Annotated in this window: 21 protein-coding genes; 11 read left to right on the top strand and 10 right to left on the bottom strand. The window is 73.6% G+C overall.

Annotated elements, in window-relative coordinates:
• Positions 1 to 22: 22 nt before the first annotated feature.
• From hemL to K1J57_RS12295, 4 genes are all read right to left on the bottom strand, one after another.
• Positions 23 to 1,318 carry a glutamate-1-semialdehyde 2,1-aminomutase gene (gene hemL / locus K1J57_RS12310; RefSeq protein WP_220564572.1) on the bottom strand — a complete coding sequence of 432 codons (1,296 nt, stop codon included), beginning with the start codon at positions 1,316 to 1,318 and terminating at the stop codon, positions 23 to 25.
• Positions 1,319 to 1,402: 84 nt separating this feature from the next.
• The gene (locus K1J57_RS12305; RefSeq protein WP_220564571.1) at positions 1,403 to 1,969 is read right to left on the bottom strand and encodes an RloB family protein; all 567 of its coding nucleotides are present in this window, start codon (positions 1,967 to 1,969) and stop codon (positions 1,403 to 1,405) included.
• Positions 1,966 to 3,417, bottom strand: coding sequence for an ATP/GTP-binding protein (locus tag K1J57_RS12300; protein WP_220565481.1), 1,452 nt, complete (start codon positions 3,415 to 3,417; stop codon positions 1,966 to 1,968). Before K1J57_RS12300 ends, K1J57_RS12305 begins: the two co-directional genes overlap by 4 nt.
• Positions 3,418 to 3,573: 156 nt before the next feature.
• The gene (locus K1J57_RS12295) at positions 3,574 to 4,254 is read right to left on the bottom strand and encodes a phosphatase PAP2 family protein (protein ID WP_220564570.1); all 681 of its coding nucleotides are present in this window, start codon (positions 4,252 to 4,254) and stop codon (positions 3,574 to 3,576) included.
• A 393-nt stretch (positions 4,255 to 4,647) separates the two neighbouring features.
• Between K1J57_RS12295 and rraA the strand changes: the two genes are divergently transcribed.
• Positions 4,648 to 5,142 (top strand): ribonuclease E activity regulator RraA, encoded by a 495-nt coding sequence (gene rraA, locus K1J57_RS12290; RefSeq protein WP_220564569.1) that lies wholly within the window; start codon positions 4,648 to 4,650, stop codon positions 5,140 to 5,142.
• A 123-nt stretch (positions 5,143 to 5,265) separates the two neighbouring features.
• Here rraA and K1J57_RS12285 read toward each other — a convergent pair whose 3' ends face one another.
• Positions 5,266 to 5,958: a hypothetical protein gene (locus K1J57_RS12285; protein ID WP_255646999.1), complete on the bottom strand. Its 693-nt coding sequence runs from the start codon at positions 5,956 to 5,958 to the stop codon at positions 5,266 to 5,268.
• A gap of 198 nt (positions 5,959 to 6,156) precedes the next feature.
• Here K1J57_RS12285 and K1J57_RS12280 point away from each other — a divergent pair, with 198 nt between their 5' ends.
• The 3 genes from K1J57_RS12280 (at position 6,157) to K1J57_RS12270 (ending at position 8,839) form a co-directional block, all read left to right on the top strand.
• Complete coding sequence (locus K1J57_RS12280; RefSeq protein WP_220564568.1) at positions 6,157 to 7,464, top strand: sensor histidine kinase; 1,308 nt, start codon at positions 6,157 to 6,159, stop codon at positions 7,462 to 7,464.
• Positions 7,464 to 8,141, top strand: coding sequence for a response regulator transcription factor (locus K1J57_RS12275; protein ID WP_220564567.1), 678 nt, complete (start codon positions 7,464 to 7,466; stop codon positions 8,139 to 8,141). The genes K1J57_RS12280 and K1J57_RS12275 overlap by 1 nt, the downstream gene beginning before the upstream one ends.
• A gap of 161 nt (positions 8,142 to 8,302) precedes the next feature.
• Complete coding sequence (locus tag K1J57_RS12270; RefSeq protein WP_220564566.1) at positions 8,303 to 8,839, top strand: putative immunity protein; 537 nt, start codon at positions 8,303 to 8,305, stop codon at positions 8,837 to 8,839.
• A gap of 36 nt (positions 8,840 to 8,875) precedes the next feature.
• Here K1J57_RS12270 and K1J57_RS12265 read toward each other — a convergent pair whose 3' ends face one another.
• Entirely contained in the window at positions 8,876 to 9,283 is a 408-nt protein-coding gene (locus K1J57_RS12265; RefSeq protein WP_220564565.1) for a RidA family protein, read from the bottom strand.
• A 57-nt stretch (positions 9,284 to 9,340) separates the two neighbouring features.
• Here K1J57_RS12265 and K1J57_RS12260 point away from each other — a divergent pair, with 57 nt between their 5' ends.
• A complete protein-coding gene (locus K1J57_RS12260) occupies positions 9,341 to 9,967 on the top strand; it encodes a TetR/AcrR family transcriptional regulator (protein ID WP_220564564.1) in 627 nt (208 codons plus the stop codon).
• Here K1J57_RS12260 and K1J57_RS12255 read toward each other — a convergent pair.
• Together K1J57_RS12255 and K1J57_RS12250 are read right to left on the bottom strand one after the other, a co-directional pair.
• The gene (locus K1J57_RS12255) at positions 9,883 to 10,590 is read right to left on the bottom strand and encodes a hypothetical protein (protein ID WP_220564563.1); all 708 of its coding nucleotides are present in this window, start codon (positions 10,588 to 10,590) and stop codon (positions 9,883 to 9,885) included. The two genes, K1J57_RS12260 and K1J57_RS12255, sit on opposite strands and share 85 nt — an antisense overlap.
• Positions 10,591 to 10,759: 169 nt before the next feature.
• A complete protein-coding gene (locus tag K1J57_RS12250; protein WP_220564562.1) occupies positions 10,760 to 11,953 on the bottom strand; it encodes an acyltransferase family protein in 1,194 nt (397 codons plus the stop codon).
• 120 nt (positions 11,954 to 12,073) lie between these two features.
• Here K1J57_RS12250 and K1J57_RS33460 point away from each other — a divergent pair, with 120 nt between their 5' ends.
• Both K1J57_RS33460 and K1J57_RS12245 read left to right on the top strand, forming a co-directional pair.
• Positions 12,074 to 13,330, top strand: coding sequence for a sensor histidine kinase (locus K1J57_RS33460; protein ID WP_255646997.1), 1,257 nt, complete (start codon positions 12,074 to 12,076; stop codon positions 13,328 to 13,330).
• Entirely contained in the window at positions 13,327 to 13,953 is a 627-nt protein-coding gene (locus tag K1J57_RS12245; RefSeq protein WP_255646996.1) for a response regulator transcription factor, read from the top strand. The genes K1J57_RS33460 and K1J57_RS12245 overlap by 4 nt, the downstream gene beginning before the upstream one ends.
• A gap of 86 nt (positions 13,954 to 14,039) precedes the next feature.
• Here the strand turns inward: K1J57_RS12245 and K1J57_RS12240 are convergent, their stop codons facing one another.
• On the bottom strand, positions 14,040 to 14,255 hold the full coding sequence (locus K1J57_RS12240; RefSeq protein WP_220564560.1) for a hypothetical protein: 216 nt from the start codon (positions 14,253 to 14,255) through the stop codon (positions 14,040 to 14,042).
• A 186-nt stretch (positions 14,256 to 14,441) separates the two neighbouring features.
• Between K1J57_RS12240 and K1J57_RS12235 the strand changes: the two genes are divergently transcribed.
• From K1J57_RS12235 to K1J57_RS12225, 3 genes are all read left to right on the top strand, one after another.
• A complete protein-coding gene (locus K1J57_RS12235; RefSeq protein WP_220564559.1) occupies positions 14,442 to 14,984 on the top strand; it encodes a GNAT family N-acetyltransferase in 543 nt (180 codons plus the stop codon).
• Positions 14,985 to 15,020: 36 nt separating this feature from the next.
• Positions 15,021 to 15,611: a YdcF family protein gene (locus tag K1J57_RS12230; RefSeq protein WP_220564558.1), complete on the top strand. Its 591-nt coding sequence runs from the start codon at positions 15,021 to 15,023 to the stop codon at positions 15,609 to 15,611.
• A 228-nt stretch (positions 15,612 to 15,839) separates the two neighbouring features.
• Entirely contained in the window at positions 15,840 to 16,628 is a 789-nt protein-coding gene (locus tag K1J57_RS12225; RefSeq protein ID WP_220564557.1) for a VOC family protein, read from the top strand.
• A gap of 21 nt (positions 16,629 to 16,649) precedes the next feature.
• Here the strand turns inward: K1J57_RS12225 and helR are convergent, their stop codons facing one another.
• The gene (gene helR / locus K1J57_RS12220; protein WP_220565479.1) at positions 16,650 to 18,821 is read right to left on the bottom strand and encodes an RNA polymerase recycling motor ATPase HelR; all 2,172 of its coding nucleotides are present in this window, start codon (positions 18,819 to 18,821) and stop codon (positions 16,650 to 16,652) included.
• Positions 18,822 to 19,078: 257 nt separating this feature from the next.
• On the opposite strand from helR, the gene K1J57_RS12215 reads away from it, so the two are divergent.
• Entirely contained in the window at positions 19,079 to 19,879 is an 801-nt protein-coding gene (locus tag K1J57_RS12215; protein ID WP_220564556.1) for a GNAT family N-acetyltransferase, read from the top strand.
• Positions 19,880 to 19,933 lie beyond the last annotated feature (54 nt).

The following is a 19,933-nucleotide window of genomic DNA, read 5'->3' as shown; positions in this document are numbered from 1 at the left end:
GTCTCGGTGCGGACCCGGCGGGTCAGCCCTGTGCCTGTGCCGCGGCCCGAGCCGCGGCGGGCAGCGCCTCCAGGACCTTCCCGACCGCCGCCTCGTCGTGGGCGGCCGAGAAGAACCACGCCTCGAAGGCCGCGGGCGGCAGGTAGACGCCCTGGTCGAGCATGGAGTGGAAGAAGGCCGCGAAGGCCGCGGTGTCGGTGGTGCGCGCGGTGTCGAAGTCCACGACGTCGGCGTCGGTGAAGAACACCGTGAACAGGCTGCCGCCGCCCTGGACCCGGTGCGCCACTCCGGCCTCGTTCAGGGCCTTGGAGACCTCGGACGCGACCTGGGCGGACACCCGGTCGATGTGCGCGTAGACCTCCGGGGTGGCCCCGCGCAGGGTGGCCAGTCCGGCGGCGGTGGCCAGCGGGTTCCCGGAAAGGGTACCCGCCTGGTAGACGGGGCCGCCGGGGGCGAGGCGGTCCATGATCTCGGCGCGGCCGCCGAACGCGGCGGCGGGCAGGCCGCCGCCCATGACCTTGCCGAAGGTCATGAGGTCGGGGGCGACGCCCTCCAGGCCGTACCAGCCGGAGGCGCTGACCCGGAAGCCGGTGAGGACCTCGTCGAGGACGAGCAGCGCGCCGTAGGAGTGGGCGATGCCCTTGAGCTGCTCGTTGAACCCGGCCCGCGGCGGGACGACGCCCATGTTGGCGGGGCAGGCCTCGGCGATGACGCAGGCGATGTCCTCGCCGTGCTCGGCGAAGGCCCGCTCGACGGCCTCGATGTCGTTGTAGGGCAGCACCAGGGTGTCGGCGGCGCTGGCCCCGGTGACGCCCGGGGAGTCGGGCAGCGCGAACGTGGCCAGGCCCGACCCGGCGGCGGCCAGCAGGGAGTCCACGTGGCCGTGGTAGTTGCCCGCGAACTTGATGATCTTGCTGCGCCCGGTGAACCCGCGGGCCAGGCGGATCGCGGACATGGTGGCCTCGGTCCCGGAGTTGACCAGGCGGACCTTCTCCACGGGGGTGCGCTCGACGATCAGTTCGGCGAGCTCGACCTCGCCGGGGGTGGGGGCGCCGTAGGAGGTGCCGGAGTCCACCGCGCCGTGCAGCGCGGCCACGACGTCGGGGTGCGCGTGGCCGAGGACGAGCGGCCCCCACGAGCAGACGAGGTCGACGTAGCGCCGGCCCTCGGCGTCGATGAGGTAGGGCCCCTCGCCCTTGACGAAGAACGGCGGGGTGCCGCCGACGGCGCCGAAGGCGCGCACCGGGGAGTTGACCCCGCCGGGGACGACGGCGGTGGCCCGCTCGAAGAGCTCTGCTGAAGTCTGTTGAGTACCCACCTCACCAGTGTGTCAGCTGTGTACTGCGGCGGAACCGTGACCCGCCCCGCACCGGCGCGGCCGCCTTCGGCCATCCGCCCCGCCTCACCCGCCGCGGAGTACCGCCCGAATGAGGAGGTGCACAGAGGTACAGGGATCATGGCCCTCGGGAAGTCTCCCGGCCCGGGCGCAGGCGTGGTCGAGGCCGTCGGCGAAATCCGCGAAGTCGGTCGCGCCCTTGCTCCAGCGGGGCATGAGGGCCTTGAGTCTCTTCTCCGCTTTGTCCCCGGAGAGGAGCGGGGAACGGTGATCGTCGATGTGGAGGATGAGCCAGGTCTCGAAGGTGGGGGTGGAGGGGACGGGTTCGACGCCGTTCTTACGGGCGCGGGCCACCAGATCACGCACATCCGCGCCGTCGGTGTCGAAGACGGCCCAGACCCGGGTGTACTCGTCACCCGACGCTCGAGCAGCGGTCGCGACCACCGCCTCGCGCTGGGGATGCTTGGCCTTGCGCGTACGGACGGTGTGCACCCGCACGTCCGGGTGCCGGTGCAGGGAGTCGAAGTAGCCCTTCTCGGTCTCCCCCTCGCAGACGACGAGGTGGACCTGCTTCTCCTCCCGGAACCGGGATCGGCGGTCGAGCCGGCTCTCGCGCTTGGCGCGCCTGCTCATCGAAGGCTCTCCTCCGTCGCCTCCGGAAGGGGCCCGGGCTTCGCCGTCCGGCGGCGGAGGGCCTCCCGGAAGAGTTCGTCGTTCACATCGGGGACCGCGCCGTAACGTCCCACGAGGTAACGGCGGGCACGGTTCTCGTCGCTCCGGGGCTTGAAATCGCTGAGCGAGAAGAGCGAGGTCCGGGACCGCTCGTCCTTCTCCACGAACCAGACATGGTCCCGCTGGAGGACCTCCTCACCGCGGATGTCCCCCAGCAGGGCGGCGTCGTGACTGGTGAAAACCATCTGGGCTCCCTCGGGGTTGCGCTGTTCGTCCCGGAAGAGCGCGATGAGCGCGGCGGAGAGGTACGGGTGGAGGCTCGCGTCGATCTCGTCGACGGCGAGCACACCACCGCTCTCCAGAACACGCTGGGCCTCGAAACCGAGCGTGGCCAGGGTCCTTGTGCCCGAGGACTCCTGGTCCCAGTTCAAGGGGCACGTACCGTCGCTCCCGGAATGGTGGAACAGGAGGGTTTCGCCACTCGAAGCGAACCTCGGTCCTCCCGGCTTCGTCCATGACCTGCGGAGTGTTTCGAGGAGCAATCTTCGAGTCTGGGAATCCATCGAAATCCGACCGTGCAGGAATTCATCCATGTCGGGTTCAACAGAAGGCGCGGAAGGACGATCACCACCGGAACCGCCCTCCCCCTCGGCGGATCCGCGTGCTTTCTCCACGGTGACCGTCCTGAAGGCCGCGCGGTTCGTCGGCCGCTCTGCGAGCTCGATCGCCTGGACTCCGGTACCGGCGGATCCGAGTAGACGTGCCAGGGATTCCAGAGAATCCTCGGACACGCTCCCGGCGCCGAGCCAGGAAGGAAGATCGCCGCGGCGCTCCGAAGCGAATACAAGCGAACGGGAGAACCAGTGGTAGACCGGTTCCACCTCCGCGTTCGAAGCACGGGCGGCGACCGTCAGGAAAAGCGTGTTCTCGGCGGTGATGGACTCCACCTGACGGAGCTTCGCCGACGCCTGCTCTCCGAAGGAGAAGGCATCGCCTTCTCGCTCGAAGACCACCCGTTTTCTCCTCTTCGGGTAGGAGTAGAGCCATTCCTCGACCACACGTTCGTCATCGATGGCGAAGCCGTAGGTGTACCTGACCCTGTCGAGGACGAGGTCCACCACGAATGCGGACGGCTCCTTCCGGGCCTCCGCCTCGAACGCGAAGGGATACCTCGGCATCCCTCCGCCCGGCTCGTTGTCGCGCATCGACCACCTGACCGTGTTCCGCATCAGCGCGAGGGCGTCCAGAAGGTTGGACTTGCCCGAGGCGTTGGCTCCGAAGATCCCGGCGACCGTGACCGCCTCCCAGTCGGCCGTCCGTGGGCGCGCGTCCTCGTAGACCGGGGTGAGAAGGAGTTGCTGCTCCTCACGGATGGACTTGTGGTTCTCCACGCGGAAACTCAACAGCATCGCGGTCTTCTCCCCCATCAACAGAAGGCTTCACTGCCTTGTATGCGGAAAAACCGCACACAGGAAGAATGCCACGACCCCATGGCCGCAAACATGGGGACGCCGGGCGCCCCGGCCGGGAGGGGCCGGGGCGCCGGGGGTGCGGGGCGGGGCGGGTCAGACGCCGGCGTAGGAGCGGGGGCCGGTGGAGGAGGTGTCGTCGTCCGTACCGCCGGGGCGGGGCGCGTCGGCGGCGGCGGAGCGGACCAGGGGGCGCAGGAGCGCGATCCCGGCGGCCCTGTCGACCAGGGCGGTCAGGGGGCGGGCCATGGCCAGGGAGACCGCGGTGGCGACGGTCGCGCCGAGCAGCAGGCCGACGGCGACGTCGTGCGGGTAGTGGGCGCCGACCAGGACGCGGGAGAACGCCTCCAGGACGGCGACGGCCGCGGCGACCGGGGCCATGTGCTTCCAGGCGATGACGACCGCCGCGGCGGCGGCGCCCGCGATCGCGGCGTGGTTGCTCGGGAAGGACCAGTCGCCGACGGGGTCGCAGGTGGCGATGGTGGTCAGGTCCGTCATGGCCTGGCAGGGCCGCAGCTGCTCGACGAACGACTTGACGGTGCGGCTGACGCCGTAGGCGATGACGGTGGCGACCGGCGCGAACAGCGCCAGGCCCACCAGCCGCGAGTCGACGGAGCGGGCGCGCCACCAGGCGGCCAGGAACAGGACGGCGAAGACCGCGAGCAACAGGTCGGTGCCGATGTGGGCGGCCTCCTGCACACGGGGGTCGAGTCCGGCGGCGAACCCGATCACGGCCCGGGACCAGGCGGCACTGATGTCGAAGATCTCGGAGACCATCTCTCTCCAGGGGTGTCGTCGGGGAGGGTCGCGCGAGTGCGGGGGAGGATTCGCGACGTGGGGTCGGTGGGTCGACCGAAAGGTGACGGTATCTCCACGATTCGGTGACTTCCGAGGTTCCATCCTGACACCGGAACGGGGGCCTCAAGGCCCGTGAGGGCCGGGATCGACGAAAGAGACGGGTGTTCCCCACGAAAGGATGAACCGGACATGGACGGACCGGCACGAAGGGGTGGGCGGGCGGAGGCGGCCATCGCCGAAAGGGGCCGTCGGCACCACCGGAGCGCCGGGGCGCCCACCTCGGCGCCCATCCGGGGTGCCGGGCGGGGGCGGGGGACTACTCCTGGGTAGCTTGAGTGGCGTCCACCCGCTTCACCCCGGATCGGAGCCGACATGACCGAGCACAGCGCCGCGGACTTCACCACGGCGGACCTCATCGACGACCACGGCGACACCCTGCGCAGCTGCTCCACGCAGTTCCGGCAGTACGGCGGCAGGAGCGTGTTCTCCGGCCCGATCCGCACCGTCAAGTGCCACGAGGACAACGGCCTGGTCAAGCAGGTGCTCAACACCCCCGGCGGGGGCGCCGTACTGGTGGTGGACGGCGGCGGGTCGCTGCGTTCGGCCCTGATGGGCGACATGATCGCCGAGGCCGCGGTGGCCAACGGCTGGGCCGGGGTGGTCGTCCACGGAGCGGTGCGGGACACGGTCGCGCTCGCGGGGCTGGAGCTGGGCGTCAAGGCGCTGGGCTCCAACCCGCGCAAGTCCGCCAAGGACGCCGCCGGGCGGCTGGACGTGCCGGTGACCTTCGGGGACGTCACGTTCGTCCCCGGGGAGTGGCTGTACAGCGACGAGGACGGCATCGTCGTGAACGCGGAGAGGATCTGACCCGGGCGGCGGGGAGGACGCGCGGCCGCGGCACGGCCCGGCCCGCACGCGCGACGGAGCGAACGGCGGTGCCCGTCGGTGGGGCCCCGCCGTTCGCTCCGCGCCCGTGCCAGGGCGTTCCCGTCAGTCGCGCCTGCGGCGCTTCAGCAGGGGGGACACCGCTCCCAGCACCATCGCCGGGAGCAGCAGCAGCGGGACCATCGCGACCAGGAGGCCGTTGTCGACCAGGAGCGCGGCGGCGGTCTGGACGACCCCCACGGCGGCCATCCCCGCCGCCGTCGGCCACCGCGTGTCCGCCCACCAGCGGGAGAGAACGGAGTTCCGGTCCCCGGCGGACTCCACCATGGGCACGACCAGCGCGAGCCCGACGAGGAGCACTCCCACCGAGGCGCCCGCGAGCTTCGTGGTCGGGATGTCCCGGCCGGCGCCGTTGAACACCATGATCGCGTGGACCGCCAGCATGAAGAGGGAGAGCAGGACCAGGACGGCGTTCATGGCCCGGGTGGTGCTGCGCGCGGTCCGGCGGACCGGCGGGTCCAGCGCCTCCTGGATCCTGGCGCTCAGGGCCGGGGCGGCGCTCAGGATCACCGCGATGAGGGCCGTGGTGAAGGGGATGGCGCCCGCGAGGAGCCACCGGGGCACCATGTTCGGGCTGCCGTCCAGGTTGTACCTGCCGCCGTGCACCATCTCCGCGAGGTCCGGCCAGACCGTCCAGGAGACGGCGGCCATCCCCGCGATCGCGAGGCCCGCGGCGGCCATGCCGACGACGGGCGGGCGGGGGGTCTCGGCGGCGGTGCCGCCGATCGTGCTCTCCATGGGTTCCTCCCTGTTCCTTCTTCGTCCTCTGGGAAGGACCCTAGGAAAACGCCGCGCACGGGCACATCCACCCGCCGTCATGCCGGTGTCACCGAATTTCCGCGGGTCCTCATATGACAGGAGTCATGTATGCGGCTCCGGAAATCCATGACAGCCGGAAATCCCCTTTTACCGGCGGCCGGGGATAGTATCCGGACGATGAGAGCACCGTCCCCCCTCCCCGACCTGTCCCGCTGGGTGAGCCTGGCCGACGACCGCCCGCCGCGCGCGGTGGGGCTGCTGTTCTGGGGTTCGGTGCTGTCCACCCTGGCCGTCTACGCCGTGTTCACGACCGGCGCGGCCCCCCTGGACGGCGACGGGCTCGCCGACCCGCTGACCCTCTCCCTGGTCGTGACGGGAATCGGTTCCCTGGTCGTCTGCGCGGCACTGTGGCCTTTCCTCGCGTGGTCCCCGCATTCCCCGTGGCCGCGAAGAATGGCCAGCGGTTCGTTCATGGTCTTCACCCTCACCTCCTTCGTCACCAGCAATCACGCGCTTTTCCTTTTGCTGTGCGTGGGAACGGTGAACGCGGTGATCGTCTTCGGGGTCCCCGGCGGGATCGTCTACGGCGCGCTCGTCGTCGGCTTCAGCCTGCTGCTGACACTGCTCGTGCCCGGGACGCCCCTCCTGGCGGGGGCGATCATGGCGGTGGGCCTGCTGTTCGTCGTGGTGGCGTCGGGACTGGTGTCCGTGGGCCTGCTGGTGTCGGCGCAGCGGGCCGGGCGCACCCGGGAGCTGCTGGAGGAGCTGGAGCGCACCCACGGGGAGCTGACCGCGGCGCACGGGGAGCTGCGGCGCAGCACGGACCGGATCAGGGAGCTGACCGTGTCCGAGGAGCGCGCCCGCATGTCCCGGGAGATGCACGACAGCACCGGGCACCACCTGACCGCCCTGTCGCTGTGCCTGTCGAACGCGCTCCGGTTCCGCGGGGCCGGGAGGACGGAGGAGGCGTGGGAGGAGGTCGCGCAGGCGCGGGCGCTGGCCGGCGACGCGCTGACCGACACCCGCCGCTGGGTGCGGGCGCTGCGGCCGCTGGCGCTGGAGGGGCGGGCGGGGGCGAGCGCGATGCGGTCGCTGGCGGAGTCGTTCCAGGGCGGGGGGATGCACATCGGGTTCGAGCAGCGGGGCGGGGAGTGGCCGGAGCTGACGGAGGAGGCGGAGCTGGTGTGCTACCGGGCGGTGCAGGAGGGGCTGACGAACGCGATGCGGCACTCCGGCGGCGAGGCGGTCCTGGTGGAGGTCGAGGTGGCTCCGGAGACGGTGGCGGTGTCGGTGACCGACGACGGGAGGGGGGCTCCGGTGGAGGAGGTGCGCGGCGGGTTCGGGCTGCGCGGCCTGGCGGAACGGGTCGGGCGTGTGGGCGGGGGGCTGGCGGCGGAGAACACCGGGGCGGGGTTCCGGCTGCGTGTGGAGGTGCCCGTGGCGGGCGCCGCCGTCCACGGCACGCGCGATGCGGGCGGTGCCTGATGCGGGTGCTCATCGTGGACGACCAGGTGCTGCTGCGGCGCGGTCTGCGCAAACTGCTGGAGTTCGAGGACGGGATCGAGGTCGCGGGGGACGTCGGGGACGGGCTGGAGGCGCTGGAGTTCCTGGCAGGGGCCGCGGCGGGCGCGCTGCCGGACGTGGCGCTGGTGGACGCGCGCATGCCGCGGATGGACGGGCCGACGCTGATCGGGCGGATGCGGGAGGAGTACCCGGACGTGCCGGCGCTCGTCCTGACCACGTTCGACGACGACGACATCGTCTTCGGGTGCCTGCGGGCGGGGGCACGCGGCCACCTGCTCAAGGACGTGCCGCCGGAGGAGCTGGTGTCGGCGCTGCAACGCGTGGCACGCGGGGAGACGGTGCTGGGGACGGCGGCCGCGGAGCGGCTGGTGGCGTCCCTGGGCGGGGGGACGGAGGCCGCCGAGGCACAGGCGCCGCCCCGGGGGGCGGAGCCGGCGCGGCCGCCGCTGTCGGAGCGGGAGTGGGAGGTGGCGCGGATGATCGGCGCGGGGGCCACCAACCGGGAGATCGCCCGGGGCCTGTTCATCACGGACGGCACCGCGCGCAACCACGTCACGAACATCCTGCGCAAGCTGGGGCTGCGGGACCGGACCCGGCTGGCCCTGTGGGTCCGGGAACGGGGGGACGGCGACCGCTGACCGGCACCCCGGTTCGAGACTTCGCCGTGGAAAGCCCAGGCGGGGGCGTGCCAGGTCTCAACCGGACTTTCAAAGATACGATCGAATCCCATGACCCATGGTTCTCAGGGCAGCGCAACGGCCGCACCGACCGGCCCCGGCACGGACAGGGGTGACGGGTGATGGGGAACGGGCCCCGGGAAGTGGAACTGGGCGACGACGAGCGCCGTGTCCTCACCCGGTGGGCGGCCGACTGCGCGGAGCGGGCGCTGCCGCTGTTCGAGGCGGGGGCGCCGGACGACGGCCGTCCGCGCGAGGCGGTCGAGGCGGCGCGGGCGTACGCGCTCGGGGAGCGGCGGACGAAGCGGCTGCGGACCGCGGCCTGGGCGTCCCTGGCCGCGGCGCGCGAGGCGGGTGACCCGGCGGCCGCGGCCGCGGCACGCGCGGCGGTGGCCGCCGTGGGCGCGCCGTACATCCACGCGCTGGCGACGCCGCACCAGGTGAAGCACATCCACGGGCCCGCGCTGTACCTGGCGCTGGCCCGGGAGGCCGCCGCCGGCGGGGACCCGACCGTGGGCGAGGAGGAGGTCCGCTGGGCGATCGGGCACGCGCCGCCGGGGCTGCGCGAGGTCGCACGGCGCTTCCCCGCGGGCGACCTCGGCGGCCGCACCCGTCAGAGCGTGCTCCGCCGCCTCCTCGACGAGGGCCTGCGGGGCTGAACCCGGGCGCGCCCGCCGGACCGTCCGCTCCCCCGGTCAGGGCAGCACGGCGACCGCTTCGACCTCGACCAGCAGATCGGGCTCGCCCAGGGCCGCGGCGCCCAGCAGGGTGATGGGTCGGACGGGGTCGAAGCCCAGGCGCCGCGCCGCACGCATCGCGCCCTCGACGAGCGGGGCCGTCTTCTCCGGCTTCCAGTCCACGACGTGGACCGTCAGCTTGGCGATGTCGGCGAAGGTCCCGCCCGCTGCGGTGACGGCCGCGTGCACGTTGGCGTAGGCCTGTTCGCTCTGCGCCGCCAGATCGCCCTCCCCCACCGGGTTACCGTCGGCGTCGCGCGCGACCTGCCCGGAGACGAACACCAGCCTGGAGCCCTCGGCGATCGAGACCTGGGCGTAGGCCTCGGGCCGGGGCAGGGCGGACGGGTTGAGCAGCTGGACCGGCACGGTGTCCTCCTCATTCGATAACAGCGCTATTCAATAGCACTGATATAGAATGGGCAAGTGGTCCGTCCCGCCCGCCCCGAAGTCCGCCGCCTGCTGATCGAGCGCGCCGCGGGCATGCTCGCCCGCCGCGAGACCGTCAGCCTGCGCGGCCTCGTCGCAGGGACGGGGGTCTCCACCATGGCCGTCTACACGTACTTCGACGGGATGCCCGGCCTGCTCGGGGCGGTGCGCCAGGAGGGGTTCGGCCGTCTCGCCGCCCGCCTGGCGGCGCTTCCCGCCACGGACGACCCCGTCGGCGACCTGGCCGCGGCGGGAGCCGCCTACGCGGCCTCGGCCCGGCACAACCCCGACCTGTACACGCTGATGTTCGACGGCTCGCTGCCGCTGCCGGACGACCGGGCGGCGGACGCCACGCTCGGCCACCTCGTCGACGCGGTGGAACGGGCTGTGGCGGCGGGGCGGTTCGACGCCGGTGTCGAACCGCGCGCGTTCGCCCATGAGCTGTGGATGCTCGGGCACGGCGCGTGCATGCTCTTCGCGACCGGGGTCCTGTCCTTCGAACAGGTCGAGCCCATCGTGACCTCGGGGCTGACACGCCTCTACCGGGCCGCCGGGGACGACCCGGACGCGGCCGGGCGGTCGTCGGGGGAGGGCTGGGCGCGCGGCCTCGGCGCCGGCGGCTGACGCCGCCGGCGTTCCCGGGACCGGACCGGCGAACGGCCGCGGCGGGCGCCGCGGCCGTGTCCCGTTCCGCTACCGGCGCGGGCCGTGCCCGCCCTGGCCGTGGGGAGGCCCGTAGCCGCCGTGCCCGGGCGGGGGGCCGGGGTGGCCGTACCCGGGGGCGGGCCGTAGCCGCCCTGGGCGGGCGGCGGCCCGGGCCGGCCGTGGCCGGGCGGCGGCGGGGCGTGGCCGCCGTGCGCGGGTGGGGGTCCGGGACGGCCCTGGCCGTTCGGGGCCTGGCCGGGCGCGCCCGGGCCGGGCGGCCTGCCGCCCTGGTGCCGGAGCATGTTGAAGAGGTGGTCGCGGAGGCTGGCCGCGATGTCGGAGCCCTCGAAGTCGACGAGGCCGAACTTCAGTTTGGGCGTGACCCGGAGGTTCGTGCCCTGGGGGTGGGGCGAGAGCTCGATGTACACGTTGTGCCCGTAGCTGACCAGGTTGAAGTCGGTGGAGAACGTGTACCGGTAACCGCCGCCGGGCATCGGGTTGCCCCGGGTCGAGGACCCCCTGGTGCGCTGCACCGCGTGGGGGAGCATGTCCCACACCTGGTTGATGTGGAACGGAAGCTGGTAGTCGTAACTGCTGGCCACGTTTCTCCGTTCTCGTTCCGGGAACCGGAGACGGGGTTCACGGCGCCGTGCACTCTCGATTCGCCGCATCCTATCCGCCCGGTGTCCCCTCCGGCAGGCCCCGGGGAGGCCGGGACGACGCCGGCCGGAGGGTTCGTGACCGGTGTGATCCGCGTTCGGGGGCGGCGGTTCACGTACCGCGGGAGCCCGTCGGGAGTACGGCGGCGGGACGCCGGCGCGGGCCGTTCAGCCAGCGGCCCAGCGCGGTGCGGCGGACGAGCAGGTGGTAGCTCCCGAGCAGCAGCGCCGTCGTCACCACCCAGTTCAGCAGGAGCTTGGCCGCGACCGGCCAGTCCAGGCCGGCCAGCGGGACCTCGATGGCGACCAGCAGCGGGAGGTGCATGAGGTACATCCAGTACGACGCGTCCGCGAGGTACCGGATCGCCGGGTGCTCCCGGGAGAACACCTTGACCATGAGCGCGGTGAGGCCGTAGGTCCACAGCAGGCCGGTGAGCGCCACGAGCCCCGACCCGACCGCGAGCGGCAGGCCCGCGGCGACCGGCAGCAGCATGGACACCGTGCCGAGGACCGCCGCGGCCAGCAGCAGCGGCCAGCGCGGCGCCAGCCGGGCGAGCGAGCCCGGCGAGGCGTGCAGGAACCAGCCGGCCAGGAAGGCGCCGAGGTACCCGATCAGCGGCGCGGCCTCCGGCAGGACCGTCACGGGCGCGTTGATCCCCTGGGCCGGGTCGGTCCCCTGGACCATGAGCGCGGCGGCGTACGGCACCGCCGCCAGCAGGACGCCGCCCGGAGCGGCCAGCAGGCCGCCGATCCGGGCGGACCACCGCCCGGCGCGGTCCGGGCCCAGCAGCCGCAGCAGGGCGGCCCGCGCGGCGAGGACGATCAGGACGACCTCGAACAGGACCAACAGGAACCACAGCTGCCCCGGGGTGAACATGAGCAGCACCGGCGGCGCGTCGCTCGGCGGGGGCTCGGGGGCCGCTCCCCCGCCCTGCGCCGCGGCCACGGTGGCGAGGACGCCGAGCGAGAACACCGAGACCGGCCAGAAGGCCAACAGCGGCAGGAGGATGCGGACCGTGCGGTCCCGCAGGTAGGCCCGGGTTCCACGGCGCGTCAGGACCATGCGGCCGAGGTAGCCCGCCAGCATCATGAACAGCGCCATGCGGAAGAGGTGGATCACGTACACGCCCACGAACGCGGCGGGCGAGGTGCGGGTGTCGTTGACGAGCCAGGGCATCTCCGGCGCGAAGGGCAGGAGCGAGTGCAGCACGATGCCGAGCAGCAGGGCGAACGCGCGCAGCGCGTCGAGGCCGTGGATGCGGGTTCGCGCCGAGCCTGACCCGGCGCCCGCCGTGTGAGGGGTCATGCACACGACGCTAGGAGCCGGAACGCCCGCCCGGTTCGGCCGATCGGCGTCCGCGGCATCCACCGATCGGTGGACCCGCGGGCGCTTCCGGGCGGCGCCGGGAGCGGGGAGAATGCTGCCATGAACACCGCGTCACGTGCCGTCGGTGCGGCGGACCCGACAGGCCACGGCGACAGCGCCGGGCCCGGGGGCCCGCTCCCGAGGTGGGCGTCCCTGGTCCGGCTGGTCCCCTCGGCGCTCCCGGTGGTGTCGGCGCTCTTCGGCGCCGCGATCACCGGCCCGGTGATCGAACCGGCGGTGTTCGCCTGGTCGCTGGTCCCCACCGCGGTGCTGTTCGCGGCCCGCCTCGGCGAGCTCCGCTACGGGGACCGGATCGCGCAGGGCGGGAGGGTCGCGGTCGTGGCGGTGGCGGCGAACCTCGCCGTCACGCTGGTGGCGTCCCTGCTCAACCCGTTCGTCTGCATCGCCGCGTTCGCCGGGTACCTGGACGCGGACCGGTACCTGCGCCGGCGCCAGGTCGTCGTCGCCGCGGTCGCGACCGGGCTGGTCACCGCGGTGGGCCAGGGCGGCGGCATTCCGGGGGTGTCCGACCTGCCGTGGCTGTACCTGGCGCTGGCCGCGGTCAACGTGGGGATCGGCATGCTCATGCTGCACTTCGCCCGGGAGCGGGAGCGGCAGGTGGCGGAGCGCGAGCGCGTCGCGCTCGAACTCGCCGCGGTGCACGAGGAGAACCTGGCGCTGCACCACCGGCTCCTCGAACAGGCGCGTGAGGCGGGGGTCGGCGAGGAGCGCGCCCGGCTGTCCCGCGAGATCCACGACACCGTCGCGCAGGGGCTGATCGGTGTGATCAGCCAACTGGAGGCCATCGGCCCCGTGGACCCGCCCGCCGGGGAGCGGATCGAACGGGCGGAGACCGCGGCCAGGGACTGCCTGGTGGAGGCGCGCCGGGCGGTGCGCGCGCTGGCGCCGCGGGAGCTGTCCGGGCACACGCTGACCGAGGCCCTGCACGATCTCACGAGGAACTGGGCGCGCACGCACCAGATCGTCGCGGAACTGGACGTGGAGGGGGCGCCGGACTCCGCCCGGCACGGTGACGTGCTGCTGCGGGTCGCCCAGGAGTCGCTGGCGAACGCGGCCCGGCACAGCGGGGCCTCGACGGTGCGGCTCGTGCTCGGGCGGCGCGGGGAACGGGAGGGATGGGTGGAGCTGACGGTGACCGACGACGGGGCCGGGTTCGACCCGGCCGCGGCCGCCGCGCGCGGACGCGGGCAGGGGCTGGCGGGGATGGCCGGCCGGGTCGCCGCCGTGGGCGGGGCGTTCGAGGTCGAGAGCCGGGCGGGACAGGGGTGCCGGGTGGTCGCGGCGGTGCCGGTGTGAGCGGGGTGGGCGCGGTGCGTGTCGTGGTGGCGGACGACCACCCGATCGTCCGGGACGGGCTCGCCGGCATCCTGGGCGGCGAGGAGGGCATCGAGGTCGTCGGCGAGGCCGCGAACGGGCGGGAGGCTGTCGCGGTGGTGCGGTCGAGCGACCCGGACGTCGTGCTGATGGACCTCCGGATGCCCGGCGGGGACGGGGTGGAGGCGATCGCCGAGCTGCGCGGGGCCCATCCGACGCGGCCCCGGATCCTGGTGCTGACGACGTACGACACCGACCGGGACGTGCGGCGGGCGATGACGGCGGGCGCCGACGGGTTCCTGCTCAAGGACGCGCGCCGCGCGGAGCTGGTCCGCGCCGTGCACGACGTCGCGGCGGGGAGGCCGGTGCTCACCGCGGCGGCGCTCGCGGCGCTGGCGGGCCGCAGGTACGAGGCGGAGCTGACGGACCGGGAGGTGCACGTGCTGCGGCTGGTGTCGGAGGGGTTCACGAACGGTGCCGTCGCCAGGCACCTGGGGATCGGCGAGGCGACGGTGAAGACGCACCTGCTGCACATCTACAAGAAGCTCGGGGTGGGCGACCGCGCCGCCGCCGTGCGGGTGGGCTGGGAGCGCGGGATCATCTGAGCCGCTCCGGGCCCGGGGCCCGCATGGAGGGCGCACGGAGGGCGCGGCCCGTCAAGACGGGCCGCGCCCGGGAACAGGTGCCATGGTCACTTGTTCTCTTCGAGGCGCAGGGCGATGCCCAGGGCGAAGAAGGTCGGTGCCCACTCGCCGACGAAGAGTCCCCAGCGGTCCGCCCGGTCGGTGCCGGCGTCCTCCTTCTTCTTGGACACGACCCAGCTCAGGACGGACGCGCCGATGCTGGCGACGCCGGCGGCGTAGGCCATCTCGGAGGTGACGCCGAGTTCGGACAGCTTCGCGATCATGATGCCTCCCGTTTTCGTTGCCGGTCGGATGCCACTGCCCGGTTCGGCGCCAAGGTAGGAGAACGTCAGGGCAAAGGTGACGTGACCGGCGCCCGGGGCGGGAGGGCGGACGCGGCGCCACCCGAAAAGGACACAGAGGTCTAATACGGTTGCGGCCGCCCGAGGCGCTCCGGTAGGAAGTCCCCCATGCTCACAGGTACCAAGGTCGGGCTGCGGGCCCGGCACGAGGACGACAACCCGGTCCTCCAGGCCGAACTCTACGACGACGTGGTCATCCACTCGCGGGTCCAGGGCAGCCCATGGCGCCCCGTCATGCCCGGCTCCAAGCACTCCCTGGTCAACGTGGACGACACGGCGCAGGACATGGCCACGTTCTCCGTCGTGGACCTGGACGGCGGCGAACTGCTCGGCACCGCCACCCTGTGGGGCATCGACGGCCACAGCCGTTCCGCGCACCTGGGGATGGGCCTGCGCCCCTCCGCCCGCGGCAGGGGCTACGGCACCGACGTGGTCGCGGTGCTCTGCCACTACGGCTTCGCGGTCCGCGGCCTGCACCGCCTCCAGATCGAAACACTGGAGGACAACTTCGCGATGATGCGCGCCGCCGAGAAGAACGGCTTCGTCCGCGAGGGCGTGCTGCGCTCCTCGTCCTGGGTCCTGGGCGAGTTCCTGGACCAGGTGCTGTTCGGCCTCCTCGCCGAGGAGTGGAAGGCGAACGCGCAGGGCTGAGCCGACGGCCCGGGCGGCACCGGTAGGTTCCCTCCCATGAACCGCACACGCCTGCTGCTCGGTGCCGCGGCCGCCGCCGGGGCCGTCCTCCTCTGGAGCGAATGGACCCTGTGGCGGGTCTCCCGGCAGGACTACCCGGCCGCCGCTCCCCCCGTCTCCCCCGGCGCCGACGAGGCGATCGTCGTCCTGGGCTTCCCCAGCCGGCGCGGCGACCGCCCCGGCCTGGTGCAGCGCTACCGCACGCGGATCGCCCTGCGTTCGCGCGACCCCCGCGCCGGGCGCAGCGTCCTGGTCTTCACCGGCACCAGCCCCCGCCGTCCCCGGGCCGGGCGCTCCGAGGCCGCCGTCATGGCCGACTACGCCGTCGGGCGCCTCGGCGTGGACCCCGGCGACGTCCTCCTGGAGGAGAAGGCCACCAGCACCTGGGAGAACATCGCCCTCACCCTCCCCATGATCGACTCCTTCCCCGTCGTCAAGATCGCCTCCACCACCTTCCACGCCCGCAAGGGGCGCCGCTACCTGCGCAGGCAGGCCCCCGGTGTCGCCGCCCGGCTGCGCCCCGCGCGGGACCACCGGCCGGGCGAGCTCCTGTGGCTGAAACCGCTGTTCGCCCTCTACCGGCGCTGACCCCCGCTCCTCCCCCGGGCCCGGTGGAACGGCGCGGGACCTGCGGCGGACCGTACCCGCCCCGGCCGGAGGGGTCCGGCGGCGCGGACGGGAACTGAGCACGGCCGCGGGGGAACCCTCCCCGGGCTTGTGCGAACTTTGCCGCCGACCTCCCCCGCCTTGTGGCCGGTCCGGGTGAGACTCGCAGGTGGCACCGCGCAACGCACCCGACCACCGGAGGCCACCGCCATGATCACGACCGACTACCGCCCCGGCTCCCCCTGCTGGATCGAGCTGAGCGCCTCCGACCTCGACAGGTCCCTGGCCTTCTACCGCGGCCTGTTCGGCTGGGAGGCCGAGTCCGCGGGCCCGGACACCGGCGGCTACCTGCTCCTGAAGTCCGGGGGGCGGACCGTGGGCGGCGCCGGGCCGCTCATGGAGGAGGGGCAGCGGCCCTCCTGGACGCTCTACTTCCAGGCCCCCGACGCCGAGGAGTACGTCCGGGGCGTCGCCGAGCTGGGCGGCACGGTCGACCTCCCCCCGATGGACGTCATGGGCATGGGCGTGATGGCGCAGTGCACCGACCCGCAGGGGGTGCGGTTCGCCCTCTGGCAGCCGCTCTCCTTCCCCGGCATGGAGACCGTGGACGAGCCCGGGACCCTCGTCTGGGCCGAGCTGTGGACCCCGGACGCCGAGGGCGCCCGGAGGTTCTACGGCGGGCTCTTCCCCTGGGAGTTCGGCCCCTTCGAGCTGCCCGGCGGGGACACCTACCTGACCGTCAGGCCCGAGGGCCTGGACGAGGACCGCGCGCACAGCGGCATCGCGCAGGTCGACCCCGGCACGGCGGAGTCCCTGGGCGGCGGGGACTGGCACCCCGTGTTCCAGGTCGAGGACGTGGACGCCACCGCCGCCCTGGTCCCCGAGACCGGCGGCCGGGTGGACATGGCGCCCGAGGACGCCCCCGGGGTCGGCCGGCTGTCCGCCTGCGCCGACCCCGACGGGAACCCGTTCGTGCTGCTGCGCCCCTCCCCCGCCTGACCCGGGGCCCGCCGGCCCCGGTCAGGGGCCGGTGAGGACGACCAGTTCCCGGGTGGCGCGGGTCATGGCCACGTACCGGTCGACCGCCCCCGCGACGCCCTCGCCGAACCCGTCCGGGTCCACGAGCACCACCAGGTCGAACTCCAGGCCCTTGGCCAGCTCCGGGGTCAGGGACCGCACCCGCGGGCGTTCCGGGAAGGCCGCCTGGAACGCCGCGTCGCCGATCACGCAGGCGACGCCCTCCGGGTTCCGCGCCTCCCACTCCTCGAGCCGCGCGTCCAGCTCCGCGAGGGCCCCGTACGCCACCGGCACGCCCGAGCCGCGAATGGACGTCGGCACGTTCGCGTCCGGCAGGGCCTCGCGGATGACCGGCTCCGCGGCGGCCATGACCTCCTCCGGCGTCCGGTAGTTGATGCTCAGCGAGGCCATCTCCACCCGGTCCAGGCCGACGCGCTCCAGGCGCTCCCGCCACGACTCCGTGAACCCGTGCCGGGCCTGGGCGCGGTCTCCCACGATCGTGAAGCTGCGCGAGGGGCAGCGCAGCAGCAGCATCCGCCACTGGGCGTCCGTCAGCTCCTGGGCCTCGTCCACCACGATGTGCGCGAACGGCCCGGCCAGGGCGTCCCGGTCGGCGGTCGGCAGGACGGAGTCGTCCACCAGGCTGTTCTGCATGTCCCCCAGGAGCAGCATCGTCACCACGCCCTCGCCGTCGTCGTCCGCGGCGACCAGGTCGTCGATGACGGTCGACATGCGCTCGCGCTGGGCGGCCTCCGCCGCCCGCTGGCCGCGCTGGATCCGGGACGCCTCGGGGTCGCCCAGGCGCAGCCGGGCGGCGTCCAGGAACGGCAGGTCGGACACCGTCCAGGCCTGGGCGTCCGCGCGCTGGAGCGCCCGCACCTCGTCCGCCTCCAGCCAGGGGGCGCACATGCGCAGGTAGGCGGGCACGGACCACAGGTCGCCGACGATGTCGGTGTACTCCAGCAGCGGCCACGCCCGGTACAGCGCCGTCATCAGCTCCCGGTCGCGCTGGAGCACGCGGCGCAGCATCTCCGGGGAGACCCCCTCCTCGTCCCGGTCGTGCTTGTCCAGCAGGATCGCGACCAGGGCGTCGAAGATCGGCTCGCGCCCCTCGTTGTGCGGGGTGCCGGGCTCGACGGCGTCGAACGCCTCCTCCCAGTCCTGCGCGGTGAGGCGGACCTGCGCCCACGGCGTCCTGATGTCCAGGCCCTCCTTGGGCGGCCTCTCGTAGAACCGGACGGCGGGCTCGATCGCGTCCACGAGCCGCGCCGACTCCTTGAGCCGCGCCACCTCCGGGTCCTTCTCCCCGGCCACCGCGCCGCCCTCGGGGACGAGGTCGGCGATGGTGCAGGTCTGCACGCCCTCCTCGCCCAGGCTGGGCAGGACGTCGCCCACATAGGACAGGTAGGGCTGGTGCGGGCCCACCAGCAGCACGCCGCCGCGCCGGTGCCCCAGGCGCGGGTCGGAGTACAGCAGGTGGGCGGTGCGGTGCAGGGCGACGACGGTCTTGCCGGTGCCCGGGCCGCCGTCGACGACCAGGGCCCCGGCGGACCCGGCCCGGATGATGGCGTCCTGGTCGGCCTGGATGGTGCCCAGGACGTCGCGCATCCGGGACGAGCGGGTGGCGCCCAGGCTGGCGATGAACGCGGACTGGTCGTCGAGCGCGGCGTGGTGCCCCTCCAGCCCCTCCTCGGTGAACACCTCGTCCCAGTAGTCGGTGACCCGGCCGCGGGTCCAGCGGTAGCGGCGGCGGCTCTCCAGGCCGCGCGGGTCGGCGTGGGTGGCGGCGAAGAAGGGCTCGGCGGCGGGCGAGCGCCAGTCCAGCAGCAGCCGGCGGCCGTCCGGGTCGGTGAGGCCGAGGCGGCCGATGTAGACGGGCTCGGTGCCGTCGGCGGGGACGACCTTGCCCAGGCACAGGTCCAGGCCGAAGCGGCGCAGGGTGCGCAGCCGGTTGGAGAGGCGGTGGACCTCCATGTCCCGGTCCATCACCATGCGGCCCTTACCGCCGGGCGCGAGGCGCACGGCGTCCAGGCGGGCGGACAGGTCGGCGATGGTCTCGGCCAGGCTGCGCGTGATGTCGGCGAAGTGGCGCTCGTCGTCGGCGATGAGCGCCGGATCGGCTTTGGCCGCCAGGTTCTCTGGCAGCTCGAAAAGGCTCGTGGCCTGCGGATTCACGTGGTCCCCCGGAACATGGCGTGTCGTCACGAAGGTCGATTGTGGGGCATGAGGGGGGTCTTGCCGCAAGGCCGGGGGTGCGCTATACATTGAGAGTGGAGGGAAGCGTCCTTGAGACCCCCTCCTTTTTCATGCCCCCGGTCGGCCGTCCCGGGTCCCCCGGCGCGCCGGGTCACGGATCGGTGGAACCGGCCGGTAACCCTCCCTCCCCGCGCGATCGTGTTCCGTGGAATGCCCTCGAAGTGTCAGGAGCCGGGATGGCGGGTCGTGCGGAGTCGGTCGAGTCGATGGAGCAGCTCACCGCGGGGTGGCGCGCGCTGGTGCTCGACCGCGATCCGGGGGCCGACGTGCGCGACCTGCCGGGTGTGGCGGTCCGCTGGGCCGACAGCCGGTTCGCTTTCTGGAACTGTGTGACGCTGACCGAGGTCGACGCGGACCCGGGGCTGCTCGACGAGCGGCTGGCGCGGGCGGCCGGCGTCATGCGCGCGAAGCGGCGCCCGGGGTTCCTGTGGCTCTTCGAGGACCTGCTGTCCGAGCAGGCGCGCGCCGGGCTGCGGGGCGCCGTCGAACGGGCGGGGCTGGAGTTCGCCTTCCCGGGGACCGGGATGGCCGGGGACCTGCCGTCACTGCCCGCGCCGTCCCACCCCGAGCTGGAGTTCGTCCGGGTGGGCACCGAGGAGCACCTGCGGGCGTACGCGGACCTGAACTCGCGGGCCTACGGGTTCCCGCTGGAGGACGGCCGGGACGGGCTGCTGGGGTCGGCGCTGTGGAAGGACGGGGTGTACGCCTACCTGGGGCTGCGGGACGGTGTCCCGGTGACCTGCGCGGGGGCGGTGGAGACGGACGGGCGCCTCTTCGTGGTGCTGGTCGCCACCGCCCCGGAGTGGGAGCGCCGGGGGTACGGGGAGGCGGTGACGCGCAAGGCCCTGTACGAGGGCGCGCGGGCGACCGGGCTGGTCCGCGCCACCCTGCACGCGACTGCGGCGGGGGCGCCGATGTACCCGCGGATCGGGTTCGCGCCGAACTCCCCCCTGCACTTCTACGCCCTCAAGGGCTGACCCGGGTCCAGGACCCCGAGGGCCCGGGCCCGGGCCGGATCGTGCCGGGCGGCG

Source organism: Nocardiopsis sp. MT53 (genome assembly GCF_019598965.1).
Lineage (GTDB): Bacteria > Actinomycetota > Actinomycetes > Streptosporangiales > Streptosporangiaceae > Nocardiopsis > Nocardiopsis changdeensis.
This window is presented reverse-complemented; position numbering and strand designations above follow the sequence as displayed.

Excerpts from the sequence above, each read along its gene's own strand:
- K1J57_RS12295 (WP_220564570.1), bottom strand. The coding sequence starts at position 4,254 with ATGGTCTCCGAGATCTTCGACATCAGTGCCGCCTGGTCCCGGGCCGTG.
- K1J57_RS12250 (WP_220564562.1), bottom strand. The coding sequence starts at position 11,953 with ATGACCCCTCACACGGCGGGCGCCGGGTCAGGCTCGGCGCGAACCCGC.
- K1J57_RS12285 (WP_255646999.1), bottom strand. The coding sequence starts at position 5,958 with ATGGAGAGCACGATCGGCGGCACCGCCGCCGAGACCCCCCGCCCGCCC.
- rraA (WP_220564569.1), top strand. The coding sequence starts at position 4,648 with ATGACCGAGCACAGCGCCGCGGACTTCACCACGGCGGACCTCATCGAC.
- K1J57_RS12270 (WP_220564566.1), top strand. The coding sequence starts at position 8,303 with ATGGGGAACGGGCCCCGGGAAGTGGAACTGGGCGACGACGAGCGCCGT.
- K1J57_RS12230 (WP_220564558.1), top strand. The coding sequence starts at position 15,021 with ATGAACCGCACACGCCTGCTGCTCGGTGCCGCGGCCGCCGCCGGGGCC.
- K1J57_RS12225 (WP_220564557.1), top strand. The coding sequence starts at position 15,840 with ATGATCACGACCGACTACCGCCCCGGCTCCCCCTGCTGGATCGAGCTG.
- K1J57_RS33460 (WP_255646997.1), top strand. The coding sequence starts at position 12,074 with ATGAACACCGCGTCACGTGCCGTCGGTGCGGCGGACCCGACAGGCCAC.
- K1J57_RS12275 (WP_220564567.1), top strand. The coding sequence starts at position 7,464 with ATGCGGGTGCTCATCGTGGACGACCAGGTGCTGCTGCGGCGCGGTCTG.
- K1J57_RS12215 (WP_220564556.1), top strand. The coding sequence starts at position 19,079 with ATGGCGGGTCGTGCGGAGTCGGTCGAGTCGATGGAGCAGCTCACCGCG.
- K1J57_RS12280 (WP_220564568.1), top strand. The coding sequence starts at position 6,157 with ATGAGAGCACCGTCCCCCCTCCCCGACCTGTCCCGCTGGGTGAGCCTG.
- K1J57_RS12235 (WP_220564559.1), top strand. The coding sequence starts at position 14,442 with ATGCTCACAGGTACCAAGGTCGGGCTGCGGGCCCGGCACGAGGACGAC.
- K1J57_RS12240 (WP_220564560.1), bottom strand. The coding sequence starts at position 14,255 with ATGATCGCGAAGCTGTCCGAACTCGGCGTCACCTCCGAGATGGCCTAC.
- K1J57_RS12300 (WP_220565481.1), bottom strand. The coding sequence starts at position 3,417 with ATGCTGTTGAGTTTCCGCGTGGAGAACCACAAGTCCATCCGTGAGGAG.
- K1J57_RS12305 (WP_220564571.1), bottom strand. The coding sequence starts at position 1,969 with ATGAGCAGGCGCGCCAAGCGCGAGAGCCGGCTCGACCGCCGATCCCGG.